This window comes from Trinickia sp. Z7, assembly GCF_056498045.1.
In genome coordinates, this window is record NZ_JAUEQW010000003.1 from 119,727 (window position 1) to 135,632 (window position 15,906).

13 protein-coding genes and 1 riboswitch are annotated in these 15,906 nt (G+C 63.7%); of the genes, 10 read left to right on the top strand and 3 right to left on the bottom strand.

The features are described 5' to 3' along the window. Positions 1-158 precede the first annotated feature (158 nt). Positions 159-1,823, top strand: a complete 1,665-nt coding sequence (locus QQS38_RS07050) for a GMC family oxidoreductase (protein WP_479644658.1) — start codon at positions 159-161, stop codon at positions 1,821-1,823. On the opposite strand, the gene QQS38_RS07055 is transcribed toward QQS38_RS07050, so the two are convergent. After that, positions 1,778-2,722: a LysR substrate-binding domain-containing protein gene (locus QQS38_RS07055; protein WP_479644659.1), complete on the bottom strand. Its 945-nt coding sequence runs from the start codon at positions 2,720-2,722 to the stop codon at positions 1,778-1,780. The genes QQS38_RS07050 and QQS38_RS07055 overlap by 46 nt on opposite strands. A 112-nt stretch (positions 2,723-2,834) precedes the next feature. Between QQS38_RS07055 and QQS38_RS07060 the strand changes: the two genes are divergently transcribed. The 5 genes from QQS38_RS07060 to metF all read left to right on the top strand — a co-directional run bounded on the left by QQS38_RS07060 (position 2,835) and on the right by metF (position 7,119). Then, on the top strand, positions 2,835-3,254 hold the full coding sequence (locus tag QQS38_RS07060) for a CidA/LrgA family protein (protein ID WP_479644660.1): 420 nt from the start codon (positions 2,835-2,837) through the stop codon (positions 3,252-3,254). Positions 3,255-3,286: 32 nt separating this feature from the next. Beyond that, on the top strand, positions 3,287-4,015 hold the full coding sequence (locus QQS38_RS07065) for an LrgB family protein (protein ID WP_479644661.1): 729 nt from the start codon (positions 3,287-3,289) through the stop codon (positions 4,013-4,015). 139 nt (positions 4,016-4,154) lie between these two features. Continuing rightward, positions 4,155-4,284, top strand: a riboswitch (S-adenosyl-L-homocysteine riboswitch). A gap of 35 nt (positions 4,285-4,319) precedes the next feature. After that, positions 4,320-5,741: an adenosylhomocysteinase gene (ahcY, locus tag QQS38_RS07070; protein WP_479644662.1), complete on the top strand. Its 1,422-nt coding sequence runs from the start codon at positions 4,320-4,322 to the stop codon at positions 5,739-5,741. A gap of 163 nt (positions 5,742-5,904) precedes the next feature. Further along, positions 5,905-6,258: a phage holin family protein gene (locus QQS38_RS07075; RefSeq protein WP_277427578.1), complete on the top strand. Its 354-nt coding sequence runs from the start codon at positions 5,905-5,907 to the stop codon at positions 6,256-6,258. Between the two features lie 15 nt (positions 6,259-6,273). After that, a complete protein-coding gene (gene metF, locus QQS38_RS07080; protein ID WP_479644989.1) occupies positions 6,274-7,119 on the top strand; it encodes a methylenetetrahydrofolate reductase [NAD(P)H] in 846 nt (281 codons plus the stop codon). 169 nt (positions 7,120-7,288) lie between these two features. On the opposite strand, the gene ggt is transcribed toward metF, so the two are convergent. Both ggt and QQS38_RS07090 read right to left on the bottom strand, forming a co-directional pair. Further along, positions 7,289-9,064: a gamma-glutamyltransferase gene (gene ggt, locus QQS38_RS07085; protein ID WP_479644663.1), complete on the bottom strand. Its 1,776-nt coding sequence runs from the start codon at positions 9,062-9,064 to the stop codon at positions 7,289-7,291. Positions 9,065-9,120: 56 nt separating this feature from the next. Further along, the gene (locus QQS38_RS07090) at positions 9,121-9,978 is read right to left on the bottom strand and encodes a MurR/RpiR family transcriptional regulator (RefSeq protein ID WP_479644664.1); all 858 of its coding nucleotides are present in this window, start codon (positions 9,976-9,978) and stop codon (positions 9,121-9,123) included. A gap of 253 nt (positions 9,979-10,231) precedes the next feature. On the opposite strand from QQS38_RS07090, the gene QQS38_RS07095 reads away from it, so the two are divergent. The 4 genes from QQS38_RS07095 (at position 10,232) to QQS38_RS07110 (ending at position 15,904) form a co-directional block, all read left to right on the top strand. After that, the gene (locus tag QQS38_RS07095) at positions 10,232-11,872 is read left to right on the top strand and encodes an ABC transporter substrate-binding protein (protein WP_479644665.1); all 1,641 of its coding nucleotides are present in this window, start codon (positions 10,232-10,234) and stop codon (positions 11,870-11,872) included. A 324-nt stretch (positions 11,873-12,196) separates the two neighbouring features. Further along, entirely contained in the window at positions 12,197-13,834 is a 1,638-nt protein-coding gene (locus QQS38_RS07100) for an ABC transporter substrate-binding protein (protein ID WP_479644666.1), read from the top strand. A gap of 131 nt (positions 13,835-13,965) precedes the next feature. Beyond that, on the top strand, positions 13,966-14,976 hold the full coding sequence (locus QQS38_RS07105; protein ID WP_479644667.1) for an ABC transporter permease subunit: 1,011 nt from the start codon (positions 13,966-13,968) through the stop codon (positions 14,974-14,976). A gap of 13 nt (positions 14,977-14,989) precedes the next feature. Further along, complete coding sequence (locus tag QQS38_RS07110) at positions 14,990-15,904, top strand: ABC transporter permease subunit (protein WP_479644668.1); 915 nt, start codon at positions 14,990-14,992, stop codon at positions 15,902-15,904. The last annotated feature ends 2 nt before the right edge of the window (positions 15,905-15,906 follow it).

Genomic DNA, 15,906 nt, shown 5'->3' on the forward strand with positions numbered 1-15,906 from the left:
TGATAGGTTCGCGCAGGCTCGGCCGTTTAGAGGAATGACTCTGCGTCGCCGGCCGCGCCTGCATCGCGGCGCTCTTTACAATGCGCGAAAACACAACGACGAACGCCCATCGGCGAGACTTGCCGCAGGGCGTCGAGGCAGGCGTCAAGGAGGAGCGAATGCAATACGACTACATCATCGTGGGCGGCGGCTCGGGCGGCGCCGCGCTCGCAGGCCGGCTCGCGCAGCGATGCCCGGACGCGACTATCGCGCTGATCGAACAAGGCGCGCATACGCGGCGCAACTGGCTCGTCAATACGCCGCTGGGCATTGCCGCGCTCGTGCCGTTCAAACTGACGACGAATTACGGCTATTGCACGACCCCGCAGCCGGGCCTGGACGGGCGCAGCGGCTATCAGCCTCGCGGGCGAGGCCTGGGCGGCTCGAGCGCGATCAACGCCATGATCTACACGCGCGGGCACCCGCTCGACTACGACGAATGGGCGCGCTTGGGCTGCGCGGGCTGGGGCTGGTCGGATGTGCTGCCGTATTTTCGCCGCGCCGAACGCAACGAGCGGGGCGAGGACGAGTGGCATGGCGCGAGCGGCCCGCTCAGCGTGTCGGACTTGCGCTTTCGCAACGCGTTTTCGACGCGCTTCGTCGCCGCGGCCGTCGAGGCCGGCTACCGCCCAAACGACGATTTCAACGGCGCGCAGCAAGAAGGTGTCGGCTTCTATCAGGTGACGCAACGCGACGGCCAACGCTGCAGCGTGGCACGCGCTTATTTGTATGAAGCGATGGGCGCCGAGGCGCGCATGCCCGCCAATATCGACGTGCTCGTCGATGCCTGCGCGATGCGCGTCGTATTCGACGGCGAGCGTCGCGCCACAGGCGTCGAAATGATGCGTGCCGGTCGCACCGTGAGGCTGCGCGCGCGGGCCGAAGTGATTCTGGCGGCAGGTGCGTTCGGTTCGCCGCAATTGTTGATGTGCTCTGGAATAGGCCCGCAAGAGACGCTGCGCGCGTTCGGCGTGCCGCTCGTGCACGAGGCGGCCGAGGTCGGAAGCAATCTGATCGACCACATCGACTTCACGTTGAACGTGCGGGTCGCGTCGACCGATCCCGTCGGCTACTCGCTGCGCGGCTTGGCAAAAATGGCCGCACAGCTGCCGGCGTATCTGCGGCGAGGCGAGGGCATGTGGTCGAGCAACGTTGCGGAGGCGGGCGGCTTCATCAAGACCGACCCCGCGCTCGATCGCCCCGACCTGCAATTGCATTTTTGCGCGGCGCTCGTCGACGATCACAGCAGGCGCTTACATTGGGGGCACGGCTACTCGGTCCACGTCTGTGTGCTGCGGCCCAAGAGCCGCGGCACCGTCTCGCTCGCGAGCGCCGACGCGCGCGTCGCACCGCACATCGATCCGCGTTTTTTGTCCGACCCGTACGACGTCGATACGCTCGTCGCCGGCGTGCGCATCGCGCAGCGCATCGTGGCCTCGCCCTCGCTGGCCGAGAAAGGCGGTCGAACGCTTTACATTGCGCCGCATGCGACCGACGCCCAACTGCGCGAGGTCATTGCGCGTCACGCCGACACGATCTATCACCCCGTCGGCACTTGCCGCATGGGCAGCGACGCGCGCGCGGTCGTGGATCCCGAGCTGCGCGTGCGCGGCGTGACGGGCTTGCGCGTGGTGGATGCCTCCGTGATGCCGACGCTGATCGGAGGGAACACGAACGCGCCAACCGTCATGATCGCCGAGCGCGCCGCCGATTTCATCGCGACGGCGCGCGCCGCGATTCAGCTGGAGCCCGGCGGCGCGGCGGCATTGTCGGAGCGCGTGTAGACGAAATCGTCGCCGGGCTGCCCGGGCAGCGTTTCGCGCGCCACATCGAGCCATGCCCGGGCGGCATGCGAGAGGTAGACGCTTTTGCGCCAGGCGATGGCCATTTCCCAGCGGATTTCCGGCTCGACAACGGGCCGGCAAGTGAAGTGCGCCGGATCGAGCCGCCGGCAGTACGGCGCGGGCAGCAGCGCGATGCCGACGCCGGCATGCACGAGCGCGGCCATGAAATCCCAATGACTGCTGCGCGAGACGATTTGCGGCGCGAAGCCCGCGTCGCGGCAGGCGCGCGTGACGACATCGTTCAGCGCCAGGCTTTCGCCGTAGAAGACGAACGGTTCGGATGCGAGCTCGGGCAAGCGCACTTCGCTCGCGCCGTCGAAGCGCGAGCCGTGCCGCGCGACGACCCACAGCAGTTGCCGCGAGATCGGCAGCACATCGAACATCTGCGCATCGACGGGCAGCAGCACGCCGCCGAACTCCAATTCGCCCGCGACGAGTGCGGCTTCGATCGCGCGCGAGCCCTGCTCGAACAGCTTGAGCTCGACCTTGGGATAGCGCGTGCGAAAAGCTGCGATGACCGGCGTGAACAGCGAGCCGCCCATCGGCGGAATACCGATCGTCAGCGTGCCCCGGCCGAGCGTGCCCACATCGTCGAGTTCGGCCTGCAGTTGGGCGTAGGCCGCCAGCACGTCCTGCCCGCGCTGAAAGACGATGCGGCCCTCGTCCGTCAGGACCATCTGCCGTCCCTCGCGCAGCAGCAGCGGGGCGCCGATCTCTTCTTCGAGCGCTTTGACCATCTTGCTGATGGTCGGCTGCGTGACGAACATGCGTTCCGCCGCCAGCGTGAAGCTCTGCTGCCGGACGACTTCGACGAAATAGCGCAGCGCGCGCAGTTCCATGAGACGGCCTCGGAAAGTTCCAAATTGGAATGATAGCGATAAGTTTAAGTCATTTTATTTATGCATCGTGCGCTCTTACAATTTGATTGTGATGTCAATAGGGGGTTGCGCCATGACCGGATCGATCGAACGCCTGACGGGCTTGGCCCGCATTGCCGCGCAAAGCGCGTTGTTGGCCGGCGTGTGGTTTGCCGCCGATTTCGCCGCGCGCCGCTTGAGCTTGCCGGTGCCGGGCGGCGTGCTCGGGCTCGCGGCGCTGCTCGCGCTGCTGCTCACGGGTGGCGTGGCCCCGCGCTGGGTCAAGGCGGGGGCCGACTGGCTGCTCTCCGACATGCTGCTGTTCTTCGTGCCCGCGGCCGTCGCGGTCGTGCAGTACGGCGGATTGTTCAAATCCGATGGCTGGCGTCTTGCGCTCGTCGTTGTGGTGGGCACGTTGATGGTCATGGTGGCGGTCGCTTACACCGTCGATCAGGCAGTGCGGCTCGAGCGCGTGTTGGCCGCCCGCCGGGTCGCCGCGCGCGTAGGCGCGTAATCCTGCCGCACGCACGATAGCGAGGTACGTCGATGTCGCTTTCCTCGATTCTGTCTTGGCCTGTTGCCGAAGCGGGGCCGCGGTGGGTGGCGGCGGCGTGCTTCGTGCTGACGATCGCGTTTTACGCTGTGGGCAAGCGCCTGTACGCCCGCTTCAAGCGGCCCTGGCTCACGCCGCTCGTGATCGTGCCGGCGATGCTTGCCGTGGTCGTGGTCGGCATGCGCATTCCGTATTCGGTCTATTTCGCCGACACGCGCTGGCTGATGTGGCTGCTCGGGCCGGCCACGGTCGCGTTCGCAGTGCCGATCTACGAATATCGCGATCTCATGCGTCGGCATTGGATTTCGCTCGCGGCCGGCGTCACGGTGGGCATCGTCGTGGCGGTGAGTGGATCGCTCGCGCTGGCCAAGCTGCTGCATCTCGCGCCCGATGTCGCGCGCAGCTTGATGACGCGCTCGGTGTCGACGCCGTTCGCCCTTGCGGTGTCCGATCAGATCCACGCGCCCAAGCAATTGACCGCGCTGTTCGTGATTGCGACGGGCGTGTGCGGGATGTTGCTCGGCGAACTCGTGCTGGCGTTTTTGCCGTTGCGCAGCCGCTTGGCGCGCGGCGCGATGTTCGGCGCGGCGGCGCACGGCGTGGGAACGGCGAAGGCGCGAGAACTCGGCAGCGAGGAGGGCGTCGTCGCCAGCCTGACGATGATGATTGCAGGTGTCGTCATGGTCTTGTTGGCGCCGCTGCTCGGTGCGACTTTCGGGTAGCGCCTGTCATCGCCGTCACGGGCGATCTTCATTCTGCGGCATGCGGGTGAAGTGAGATCGGGCACGGGAATGCGCACGCCGCGTGGCTCCGATACGCACGCGCGCTGGCCGGCTCGCCGATTTTTGCTACAATTGCCGCGTTTCCGAGGAGCGTTGCGACGGACTACTCCGCCAGGCTCGGGAACTTCAATCGGACGGCAAGCTTTAGCGCGCAATGCATGGAAACGGCGCGCGGGCGGGCTAGCTCCATCGAACGGCGCTCACGTCTATATTTTCTAGAACTCATTTAGAAAAGGAGGGCGTGATGAACGCCGCTGTAATCGATTCGAAGCAAAACCAAGATTTCGTCGTTGCCGACCTGTCGCTGGCCGATTGGGGGCGCAAGGAACTGACGATCGCCGAGACCGAAATGCCCGGTCTCATGCAGATCCGCGATGAATACAAAGCCGCGCAGCCGCTCAAGGGCGCACGCATCGCCGGCTCGCTGCACATGACGATCCAAACGGGCGTGCTGATCGAGACGCTCAAAGCGCTGGGCGCCGACGTGCGCTGGGCGTCGTGCAACATCTTCTCCACACAGGACCACGCCGCCGCCGCCATCGCCAAGACGGGCACGCCGGTATTTGCCTTCAAGGGCGAATCGCTCGACGAGTATTGGGAGTTCTCGCACCGCATCTTCGAATGGCCGAACGGCGAGTTCGCCAACATGATCCTCGACGACGGCGGCGACGCGACGCTGCTCTTGATTCTCGGCTCCAAAGCCGAGAAGGACCGCTCGGTCATCGCCAAGCCGACGAACGAGGAAGAAATCGCGTTGTTCAAGTCGATCGAGCGCCATCTCGAGATCGATTCGACTTGGTATTCGAAACGCCTCGCGCAGATCAAGGGCGTGACGGAAGAAACGACGACGGGTGTGCATCGTCTCTATCAAATGGAAAAGGACGGCCGTCTGCCGTTCCCGGCCATCAACGTCAACGATTCGGTCACGAAGTCGAAGTTCGACAATCTCTACGGCTGCCGTGAATCGCTGGTGGACGGCATCAAGCGCGCGACGGACGTCATGATCGCGGGCAAGGTCGCGGTCGTGGCCGGTTACGGCGATGTGGGCAAGGGTTGCGCGCAATCGCTGCGCGGGCTCGGCGCGACGGTGTGGGTCACCGAGATCGATCCGATCTGCGCGCTGCAGGCCGCGATGGAAGGCTACCGGGTCGTCACGATGGAATACGCGGCCGACAAGGCCGACATCTTCGTCACCGCTACCGGCAACTACCACGTGATCAACCACGATCACATGAAGGCGATGCGTCACAACGCGATCGTTTGCAACATCGGCCACTTCGATTCGGAAATCGACGTTGCATCGACGCGCCGGTACACCTGGGAAAACATCAAGCCGCAAGTCGATCACATCGTCTTCCCGGACGGCAAGCGCATCATCTTGCTGGCCGAGGGCCGGCTCGTGAATCTGGGCTGCGCGACGGGCCACCCGTCGTTCGTGATGTCCAATTCGTTCGCGAACCAGACGCTCGCGCAAATCGAACTGTTCACGCGCGGCGGCCAGTACGAGAACAAGGTGTACGTGTTGCCCAAGCAATTGGACGAGAAGGTGGCGCGCCTGCACTTGGCGCGCATCGGCGCGCATCTGACCGAGCTGACCGACGCTCAGGCCGGCTACATCGGCGTCGAGAAGAACGGCCCGTTCAAGCCGAACCACTACCGCTATTGACCTGAGCGGGCGCGGCGCTGCACGTCTTGCAAGGGCAAGGCGCGCGGCGCCGCGATCTTTTACGCCATACCTGCCGGCTCGTGCCGCTAGCCGTCGCCGGCCTTGCCGTCGAACGTCAGACCCAGAACCCGATACCACCGACCACTACGCCGAAGGAGTCGCCATGACCGTGCTGCTGACCTGGATCATCAACGCGCTTGCACTGTTGATCATCACGTACCTCGTGCCGTCGATTCACATCCGCAGCTTCGGCACGGCGCTCATCGTCGCGCTCGTGCTCGGGCTCATCAACGCCGTGCTACGGCCGGTGCTGATTTTGCTCACGCTGCCGGTGACGATCGTCACGCTCGGCGTGTTCATCCTCGTCGTCAACGCCCTGTGCTTTTGGTTGGCCGCGTCGCTGCTCAAGGGCTTCGAGGTATCGGGATTCTGGTCGGCGTTCTTCGGCTCGATTTTGTACAGCATCGTTTCCTGGCTGCTGTCGGCGCTCATCTTCGGCAATCGCAGCCTCGGCTGATCGCGCATCCATCGCATCATGACCATCGAAATCTCGTTTGAATTTTTTCCGCCGAAGACGCCGGACGGCGTCGAGAAGCTGCGCGCGACACGCGCGCAGTTGGCATTGCTCAAACCCAAGTTCGTCTCGGTGACGTTCGGCGCGGGCGGCTCGACCCAGCAAGGCACGCTCGATACGGTGCTCGACATGGCCAAGGACGGGCTCGAAGCGGCGCCGCATCTGTCGTGCATCGGCTCGTCGAAGGACAACCTGCGCGAGATCCTCGAACGCTATCGCGCGAACGGCATTCGCCACATCGTCGCATTGCGCGGCGATTTGCCGTCGGGCATGGGGGAAGTGGGCGAGTTGCGCTATGCCTCCGAACTCGTCGCGTTCATTCGCGCCGAGCACGGCGATTGGTTCCACATCGAAGTGGCGGGCTATCCCGAGTATCACCCGCAAGCGCGCTCGCCACGGCACGATTTGGAAAACTTCGCGCGCAAGGTGAAAGCCGGTGCGAACGCCGCGATCACGCAATACTTTTACAACGCCGACGCTTACTTTCGCTTCGTCGACGATGTGCGCAAGCTCGGCGTCGACGTGCCGATCGCGCCCGGCATCATGCCGATCACGAACTACTCGCAGTTGATGCGTTTCTCGGAAATGTGCGGGGCGGAAGTGCCGCGCTGGGTTGCCAAGCGGCTCGAAAGCTTCGGCGACGACAAGGAAGCGATCCGCGCCTTCGGGCTCGACGTCGTCACGCAGTTGTGCGAGCGGCTCGTGAAAGAAGGCGCGCCGGGGCTGCATTTCTACACGCTCAATGCGGCTACGGCGACGAAGGCGGTGTGCGAACGGTTAGGGTACGGCGGGCGACTGGCTTAGCCTCGGCTCACCGATACACGCATAGGGCTTGGACCGAATGGTCCACGCTTTCGAGCGATTGCCGTTGGTTGGCCCCCTCGCCGATGGCGAGGGGGCGATCGCTCGTGAGGGCTACCGATATCCCACGCGGCTCGTGGTTACCGGCAGCCTTTGCTGCGCTCGACTTGCGTCAATACCCGAGCGCCTCGCCCGCCGGGCGCCGTTCGTCGTTCGCCCCGTAGAAGTAGCCCACGCGCACCTTGCCCGATACGGAAGAATCGTTCCCGGAACTTTGCGACGTATCGGCGGCAAGGCCGGGAAGGCCCACTTCGATCAGTTCGGCCGCGCCCCACGGCGTTTGCTGAACCATCTTGTAGCCCTCGCTTGCGAGGATCTTCAGCGTATCGGCCGACAGCCCGTACGGCTCGTAATAGACGACATCGGGTAGCCATTGCTCGTGGATGCGCGCGGCGTCGACGGCTTCTTGCGGCTCCATGCCGTAGTCGATGATGTCGATCGCCGTCTCGAGCGTCGTCGTAATGATGCGCGAGCCGCCCGGCGAGCCGATCACGAGGAACACCTTACCGTCCTTCGTGACGATCGTCGGCGCCATCGACGAGAGCGGCCGCTTGCCCGGCGCGATCGCGTTGTTCGGGCCTTGCACGAGGCCGAACATGTTTTGCGCTCCCACCTTCGACGTGAAATCGTCCATTTCGTCGTTCAGGAAGAAGCCCGTGCCCGGCGCGATGACGACGGCGCCGAAGCGGCCGTTGACCGTGTAGGTCGTCGAAACCGCATCGCCTTGCTTGTCGACGATCGAGTAATGCGTCGTCTCCTTCTTTTCAGGCAACGAGGCTGCGTCGGCGAGTTCCATCGACGGCGTGGCTTTGTCGGGGCGGATCGAAGCGCGAATCTGCGCCGCATACGATTTGCTGAGCAACTGGTCGAGCGGATTGTCGATGAAGGCCGGATCGCCGAGCTTCGTGTTGCGGTCGGCATAGGCGTGCCGCATCGCCTCCGAGAGGTAATGCACGGCCGTTGCCGAATGCCATCCGAAGCCCTTGAGGTCGTAGCCTTCGACGGTATTCAAGATCTCGCACATGGTCGTGCCGCCCGAGCTCGGCGGCGGCGCGGAAATGAACGTGAAACCGTGGTAGTCGCACGTGACGGGCGTCATCTCGGTCGCGCGATAGTTCGCGAAGTCCGCCGCGGTCAGCAAGCCGCCGCCCGCCTTGGATGCCGCTTCGATGGTCTGCGGGATCTTGCCCTTGTAGAACGCGTCGGGACCGTGCTTCGCGATCGCTTCGAGCGTTTTCGCCAAGTCCTTCTGCACGAGCCGGTCGCCAGGCTGCAACGGTGTGCCGTCCTTGCGCAGGAAGATGCGCGCGGCGTCGGGGTCGTCCTTGAAGCGCTTGACCGTCGTATCGAGGATATCGGTATCCGCGCGCGTGAGCACGAAGCCTTCGCGAGCGAGACGGATCGCGGGCGCCATCACCTGCGCGCGCGTGAGCTTGCCGTATTTGCGCTCGGCCAGGTCGAGCCCCATCACCGTGCCGGGCACGCCCACGGCGCCATAGCCGTAGAGGCTGGCGCCCTTCTTCACGTTGCCCGCTGCGTCGAGGTACATGTTCGCGGTGGCCGTCGCGGGGGCGGTTTCGCGGAAGTTGATGAACGTGTCGCGTCCGTCGGCAAGGTGGATCGTCATGAAGCCGCCGCCGCCGATGTTGCCGCAGCACGGATTGACGACGGCTTGCGCGTAGCCGACGGCCACGGCGGCGTCGATCGCGTTGCCGCCCATCTTCAGAATGTCGATGCCCACTTGCGACGCCAAGTGCTGCGAGGTGACGACCATGCCGTTCGCGGCTTCGACAGCGGGGCGAGAGGCGGCCAGTGCGCCGCCGGCTGCCGTCCCTGCGGCGACGAGCGCCGCGGCGAGGGCGGCAATGCATGTGCGATTCTTGTTCATGATGTTCGCTGTGACTGTAAAGGGTCTCGTTTGGGTGGGGGATGACGATCGGCCGGTTAGGCGTCCTCGGCGACGCGCCCGGCTCTCAGTGCTTCAATGCGTTTCAATCTGGCTTTCGCTTCGTCGGGCAATCGGTGCACGAGCGCGGCGACGACCGATTCGGTTTGTGCGAGCGCCGGCACCTTCGTGTCGAACGGCGAGGCGCTTTGCACGAGCGAGACGAGCACAGCGTCGGCGAAGGCCGAGATCGGCGAGCGCCATTCGTCGGTGAACAACACGACCTGCGCGCCGAGCGTCTTGGCCGCGCGCGCAAATTGCACGACGCTTTCCTGATACCGGCGGTAGTCGTAGACGACGAGCACGTCGCCCGCTTCGAGATCGGCGAGCGCTTCGGAGCCGCGTTCGAGCGACGGTTCGATGTGGTGCGCATGCGGGCGCATTTGGCTCAACAGGATCACGAGCCAAGAGGCGATGAAGCTGCTCGCCCGGCCGCCGCAACTGAACACGGTGCGGCGGGGATCGGCCAACAACGAGACGGCCGTTTCGAAGTCTTCACGCGATGCTTGCTCTGCCGTGTTGCCGATGGCGAGCGTCAGCGAGCCGAGCATCGCCTGCTGAATGTCTTGCGCATGGGGCTCGGAGGCCGAGGCTTCGAGCCGCGACAGCGGTGAATTCATCCGTGCGTCGACTTCGAGCAGCAGCGCGCGCTGGAACTCCGGATAGCCTTCGAAACCGAGCTTCAGGACGAGCCGGTGGACGGTGGGATCGCTGACGCCGGCGCTGCCGGCGAGCTGCGAGATCGAAGTGAGCGCCGCGCTCGGATAGTTGGCGAGCAGCACGCCGACGACGCGCCGCTCCGACACGGTGAACGTTTCTTCGCGCTGCTCGAGCAGGGTTCGCACGGAAGGGCGCACGCAAATGCCTCAATCGATGAAAACTTCGAATCCATGGGCCGGCCAGGCCCGGCTCTGTAATGAATGTTACGTTCGATCGATGCTAACAAGCCAAAAATGGGAGTCAATGGCGTGATCGATCGGTGTTTACCCGTCTCGCTCTGCGCGAGTCATGTCGAAACGACTTTTTTGAGCGTGATAGACATTACAAGACCCGGCAAGGTCGCCCAAAAAGGCGTGCTACGCTGGCGGCTCAGTCATGCAAGGAGCGCATATGCCGGTGTGTCGTCCGCTTTTCGCCGTTCGTTTGACTACTTTGATCATTACAGCCGCGGGCGGCGCCTATGCGTTATTCGGCGGCGGCAGCAGTGAAGCGGCCGAGCTGCCGGCAAAAACGCTCGTGTACTGCTCCGACGCGAGCCCGGCGGGCTTCGATCCCGCTCAATACACGACGAGCGTCGAGTTCTCGGCGGCGGCCTACACGGTGTACAACCGTCTCGTCGAATTCGAGCACGGCGGCACCAAGATCGAACCGGGGCTGGCTCAGAGCTGGGAGATTTCCGATGACGGCCGGGTCTACACGTTTCACCTGCGCCGTGGGGTGAGGTTTCACACGACGCCGTATTTCAAGCCCACGCGCGAGTTCGATGCCGACGACGTCGTGCTGACATTCGAGCGCATGCGCGATCCCGCCAATGCACTACGCGTCGCTTATCCGGCCGTATTCCCGTACTTCAACGATCTCGGGCTTGCAAAAAACCTCGCCAAGGTCGAGAAGCTCGATCCGTACACGGTGCGAATGACGCTCAATTCGGTTAGCGCCCCGTTCCTGTCGGAATTGGCGATGCCTTTCGCGTCGATCCTCTCGGCCGAATATGCCCAGCAATTGATTGGCGCCGGTAAAGCGGCGGACTTGAACCGCTATCCGATCGGCACCGGGCCTTTCATTTTTCACAGTTACGAAAAAGACGCGACGATTCGCTTCGACGGAAACGCCGACTATTGGAGGGCCGGCGTCGTGCGTGTCGGCAAGCTCGTGTTCGAGATCTCGCCGGATCCGGCCGTGCGCGAGCAAAAGCTCAAGGACAACGAGTGCCAAGTCATGAGCTATCCGCGTCCGGCCGATATCGCTTCGCTGTCGGCGGATCCGAACCTGCAAATGCCGCACCAAGTCGGTTTCAATCTCGGCTTTCTCGCCTACAACACGACGCATAAGCCGCTCGACGACGTCGACGTTCGCCGCGCGCTCGATATGGCTATCGACAAGCAAGCGATCATCAAATCGGTGTATCAAGGCGCGGGGCAAGCGGCCGTCGATCCGATGCCGCCGACGCAGTGGTCGTACGACGCCAGCCTCAAGGACGCCCCGCTCGATCCGGCTCGCGCGAAGGCGCTGCTCGCCAAGGCCGGATACCCGGAGGGCTTCGACCTCACGCTATGGGCGATGCCGGTCCAGCGGCCCTATAACCCGAACGCGCGGTTGATGGCCGAGATGATTCAGGCGGATTGGGCGAAGATCGGCGTGCGCGCGAAGATCACGACGTACGAGTGGGGCGAGTACGTGAAGCGGGCGCACGCGGGCGAGCACGATGCGATGCTGATCGGGCTGACGGGCGACAACGGCGATCCCGACAATTGGCTCGGCGTGCTGCTCGGCTGTTCGGCCGTGCACGGCAGCAATTTCGCGAAGTGGTGCTACAAGCCGTTCGACGATTTGATCGTCAAAGCGCGCGAGACGAACGACACGGCGGAGCGCGTCAAGCTCTACACCCAGGCGCAGCGCATCTTCAAGCAGCAAGTCCCCTTCACGCCCATCGCGCATTCGACGGTGTATCAGCCGCTGCGCAAGAATGTGGTCGGTTTCAAGATCGACCCGTTCGGGCCGACGCAATTCTGGAACGTGGGGTTGCGCTAAGCCTCGCGTGGCGGCTTCCTCTAGCCCGAGCGAGGCCATTTGAGCGGCGGTTGTCCGGATGCGGCGGACCGCCGCGCCCGCCCCGGCTTGCGCCGGGTTGCGGGAAACCCCGCGTTGAAAGATCCGAATTTTGGCCTAGACCTCCGTAGGTCCCGCGTCGGGCATAATTGACCCGCAATTTTAGTGGCACTAAACATGCGGTGCGGCCGAAGTCAACGCGTACAAGTGCGGGGCGTTGCCTTTTCCCGACCGCTTGTTCGGGTTATCAAAGCTCAGTAATATCCGCGTACGCTGGCCCCTGCCGGCCTCAGAATTGGAGGAAACATGAAGCAAAACAGACTGTTGCGCGCCGTGCGGGTCACCGCGATCGCGGCCGCCGCCGTGACGGTATCGCTTGCCGCAACTGCTGCGCAGGCCGCCGACATCCCCAACAAAACCCTCGTTTATTGCTCGGAAGGCAGCCCGGCCGGCTTCGATCCGGCGCAATACACGACGGGCACGGATTTCACCGCGAACACGTTCACGGTCTACAACCGCCTCGTCGAATTCGAGCGCGGAGGCACCAAGGTGGAACCGGGGCTCGCGGAAAAGTGGGACGTCTCGCCCGATGGCAAGACCTACACGTTCCATCTCCGTCATGGCGTGAAATTCCAAACGACGGATTTCTTCAAGCCCACTCGTGAATTCGACGCGGACGACGTGATCTTCACGTTCGAGCGCATGCTCGATCCGAACCAGCCGTTCCGCAAGGCGTACCCGGTGCAGTTTCCGTACTTCACCGACATGGGCCTCGACAAGCTGATCGCGAAAGTCGAAAAAGTCGATGCGTATACCGTGCGCTTCACGCTGAAGGAGGTGAACGCACCGTTCATCCAGAACATGGCGATGGAGTACGCGTCGATTCTGTCGGCCGAGTACGCCGACCAGTTGCTCAAGGCGGGCAAGGCGGCGGACATCAACCAGAAGCCCGTCGGCACGGGGCCGTTCATCCTCAAGAGCTACACGAAGGACGCGACGATCCGCTATGAAGGCAATCCCGACTACTGGAAGGCCGGTGCGGTCAAGATCAAGCATTTGATCTTCTCGATCACGCCCGATGCCGGCGTGCGCGTGCAAAAGCTCAAGCGCGACGAATGCCAGGTCATGAGCTATCCGAAGCCGCAGGACATTGCGCCGTTGAAGGCCGATTCGAACATCGACATGCCGTCGATCCCGGGCTTCAATTTGGGCTACGTTTCATACAACGTTCAGCATAAGCCGCTGGATAAGACCGAAGTGCGCCAAGCGCTCGATATGGCCATCAACAAGAAGGCGATCATCGAGTCCGTTTATCAAGGCGCGGGCCAGAGTGCAACGAACCCGATGCCGCCGACGCAGTGGTCCTACGACAAGAATCTGAAGGCGCAGTCGTACGATCCCGAAGGCGCGAAGAAGCTGCTCGCGAAGGCAGGCTACGCGAACGGCTTGCCGCAGGAGATCACGCTCTGGGCGATGCCCGTGCAGCGGCCCTACAACCCGAACGCGCGCCTGATGGCGGAAATGATCCAAGCCGACTGGGCCAAGATCGGCGTGAAGGCGAGGATCGTCAGCTACGAGTGGGGCGAGTACATCAAACGCGCGCACGCGGGCGAGGACGATACGATGTTGATCGGTTGGAACGGCGACAACGGCGACCCCGACAACTGGCTCGGCACGTTGCTCGGCTGCGAGGCAATCAACGGCAACAACTTCTCGAAGTGGTGCTACAAGCCGTTCGACGATCTCGTCCAAAAGGGCCGCAGCACGAACGGCGTCGAAGCGCGCACGAAGATCTACACGCAAGCGCAGGAAATCTTCGCCAAGGAGTTGCCTTTCTCGCCGATCGCTCACTCGACGCTCTACCAACCGGTGAGCAAGAAGGTGATCGATATGCGTATCGACCCGCTCGGCTACGCTCGTTTCGACGGTGTAAGCGTGAAGTAACGACGATGCGCTACGCTCTCTCGTCAAGCGGGAGAGCGCGTACGTCCTCCGGCGACAGGGGCCGGCGCCGCACGCGGCGCCGCTTCTCGTCGCCGGTCGCATTTTTTCTCGCAAGCTAAAAGGGACGAACTATGTTCCGATTCGTTTTACGCCGCATCGGCATGGTGATACCGACGTTCATCGGCATCACGATCCTGGCGTTCGCCTTGATTCATTTGATCCCCGGCGATCCCATCGAAGTGATGATGGGCGAGCGCGGCGTCGATCCGGCGATGCATGCCGCCGCATTGCACCGGCTCGGGCTCGACGAGCCGCTGCCGATGCAGTACGTTCACTACGTATGGCGCGCGTTGCACGGCAACCTCGGCGATTCGATCATCACCAACACGAGCGTCATGGGCGAGTTTCTCGCGCGCTTTCCGGCCACCGTCGAACTGTCGATTTGCGCCATGCTGTTCGCGCTCGTCATCGGGCTGCCCGCCGGTGTTTGCGCGGCTTTGAGGCGCGGCACCGTCGTGGATCACGGTGTGATGGGCACGGCGCTTGCCGGCTATTCGATGCCGATCTTCTGGTGGGGGCTCATTCTCATCATGCTGTTCTCGGTTACGCTCGGGTGGACGCCGGTGTCGGGGCGCATCGCCGTCGAATACGACATTCCGCACGTGACCGGCTTCATGCTCGTCGATTCGCTGCTCGCTCCTGATGAAGGCGCGTTCAAATCGGCGCTGAGCCATTTGATTCTTCCCGCGATCGTGCTCGGCACGATTCCGCTTGCCGTGGTGGCGCGCATGACGCGCTCGTCGATGCTCGAGGTGCTGCGCGAAGACTACATTCGCACGGCGCGGGCCAAGGGCCTTTCGCCTGGGCGCGTGATCGTCGTGCATGCGCTGCGCAACGCGCTGATTCCGGTGGTGACGGTGATCGGCTTGCAAGTGGGCACGTTGCTCGCCGGCGCCGTATTGACCGAGACGCTGTTTTCTTGGCCGGGCATCGGCAAATGGCTCATCGATGCCATCAGCCGGCGCGACTATCCGGTCGTGCAAGGCGGCATTCTGATGATCGCAACGCTCGTGATCGTCGTGAATCTGTGCGTCGATCTGCTGTACGGCGTGCTCAATCCCCGCATTCGCCACACGCGCTAAGGAGCCCGCAACCATGGCAGATATTCAAAACGCGGCGCCGCAAAGCGTCACGCCGCCGAGCGGGCGAGCCCTCGCGCTGCGCGAGCTCTGGCACAACTTCTCACGCAACCGCGGCGCGGTGGGGGCCGGCGCGATCGTCCTCGTGCTCGCCGTCGTCGCGATCTTCGCGCCGCTCATCGCGCCGCATAGTCCGGTCGAGCAGTACCGCGACTACGTGAAGATTCCGCCCGCCTGGCTCGACGGCGGCAACTGGAAATTCGTGCTCGGCACCGATGAAGCGGGCCGCGACATTCTTTCGCGCCTCATGTTCGGTGCGCGCATGTCGTTCTGGATCGGTTGCGTGTCCGTCGTGCTCGCGCTGATCCCGGGCATCGTGCTCGGCCTGTGCGCGGCATTCTTCGAGTGGGCCGATACGCCGATCATGCGCGCGATGGACGTCTTGCTCGCATTGCCGTCGCTGCTCCTCGCGGTGGCCGTCGTGGCCATCATCGGGCCGGGGCTGACCAACACGATGCTCGCGATCGCGATCGTTGCGCTGCCCGGCTACGTGCGCTTGACGCGCGCCTCCGCCCAGGGCGAATTGCAAAAGGAGTACGTGACGGCCTCGCGCGTGGCCGGCGCGGGCACGCCGCGGCTCATGTTTTCCCAAGTGTTGCCCAATTGCACCGCGCCGCTCATCGTGCAGGCCACGCTCGGTTTCTCCTCGGCGATTCTCGATGCGGCCGCATTGGGTTTCCTCGGCCTGGGCGTGCAGCCGCCGACGGCCGAATGGGGCGCGATGCTGGCATCGGCGCGCGATTACATCGACAATGCCTGGTGGATCGTGACGATGCCGGGCATGGCCATTCTCATCTCGGTGCTCGCGATCAATCTGCTCGGCGACGGGCTGCGCGACGCGCTCGATCCGAAACTGAAACGGATGGCTTGAAT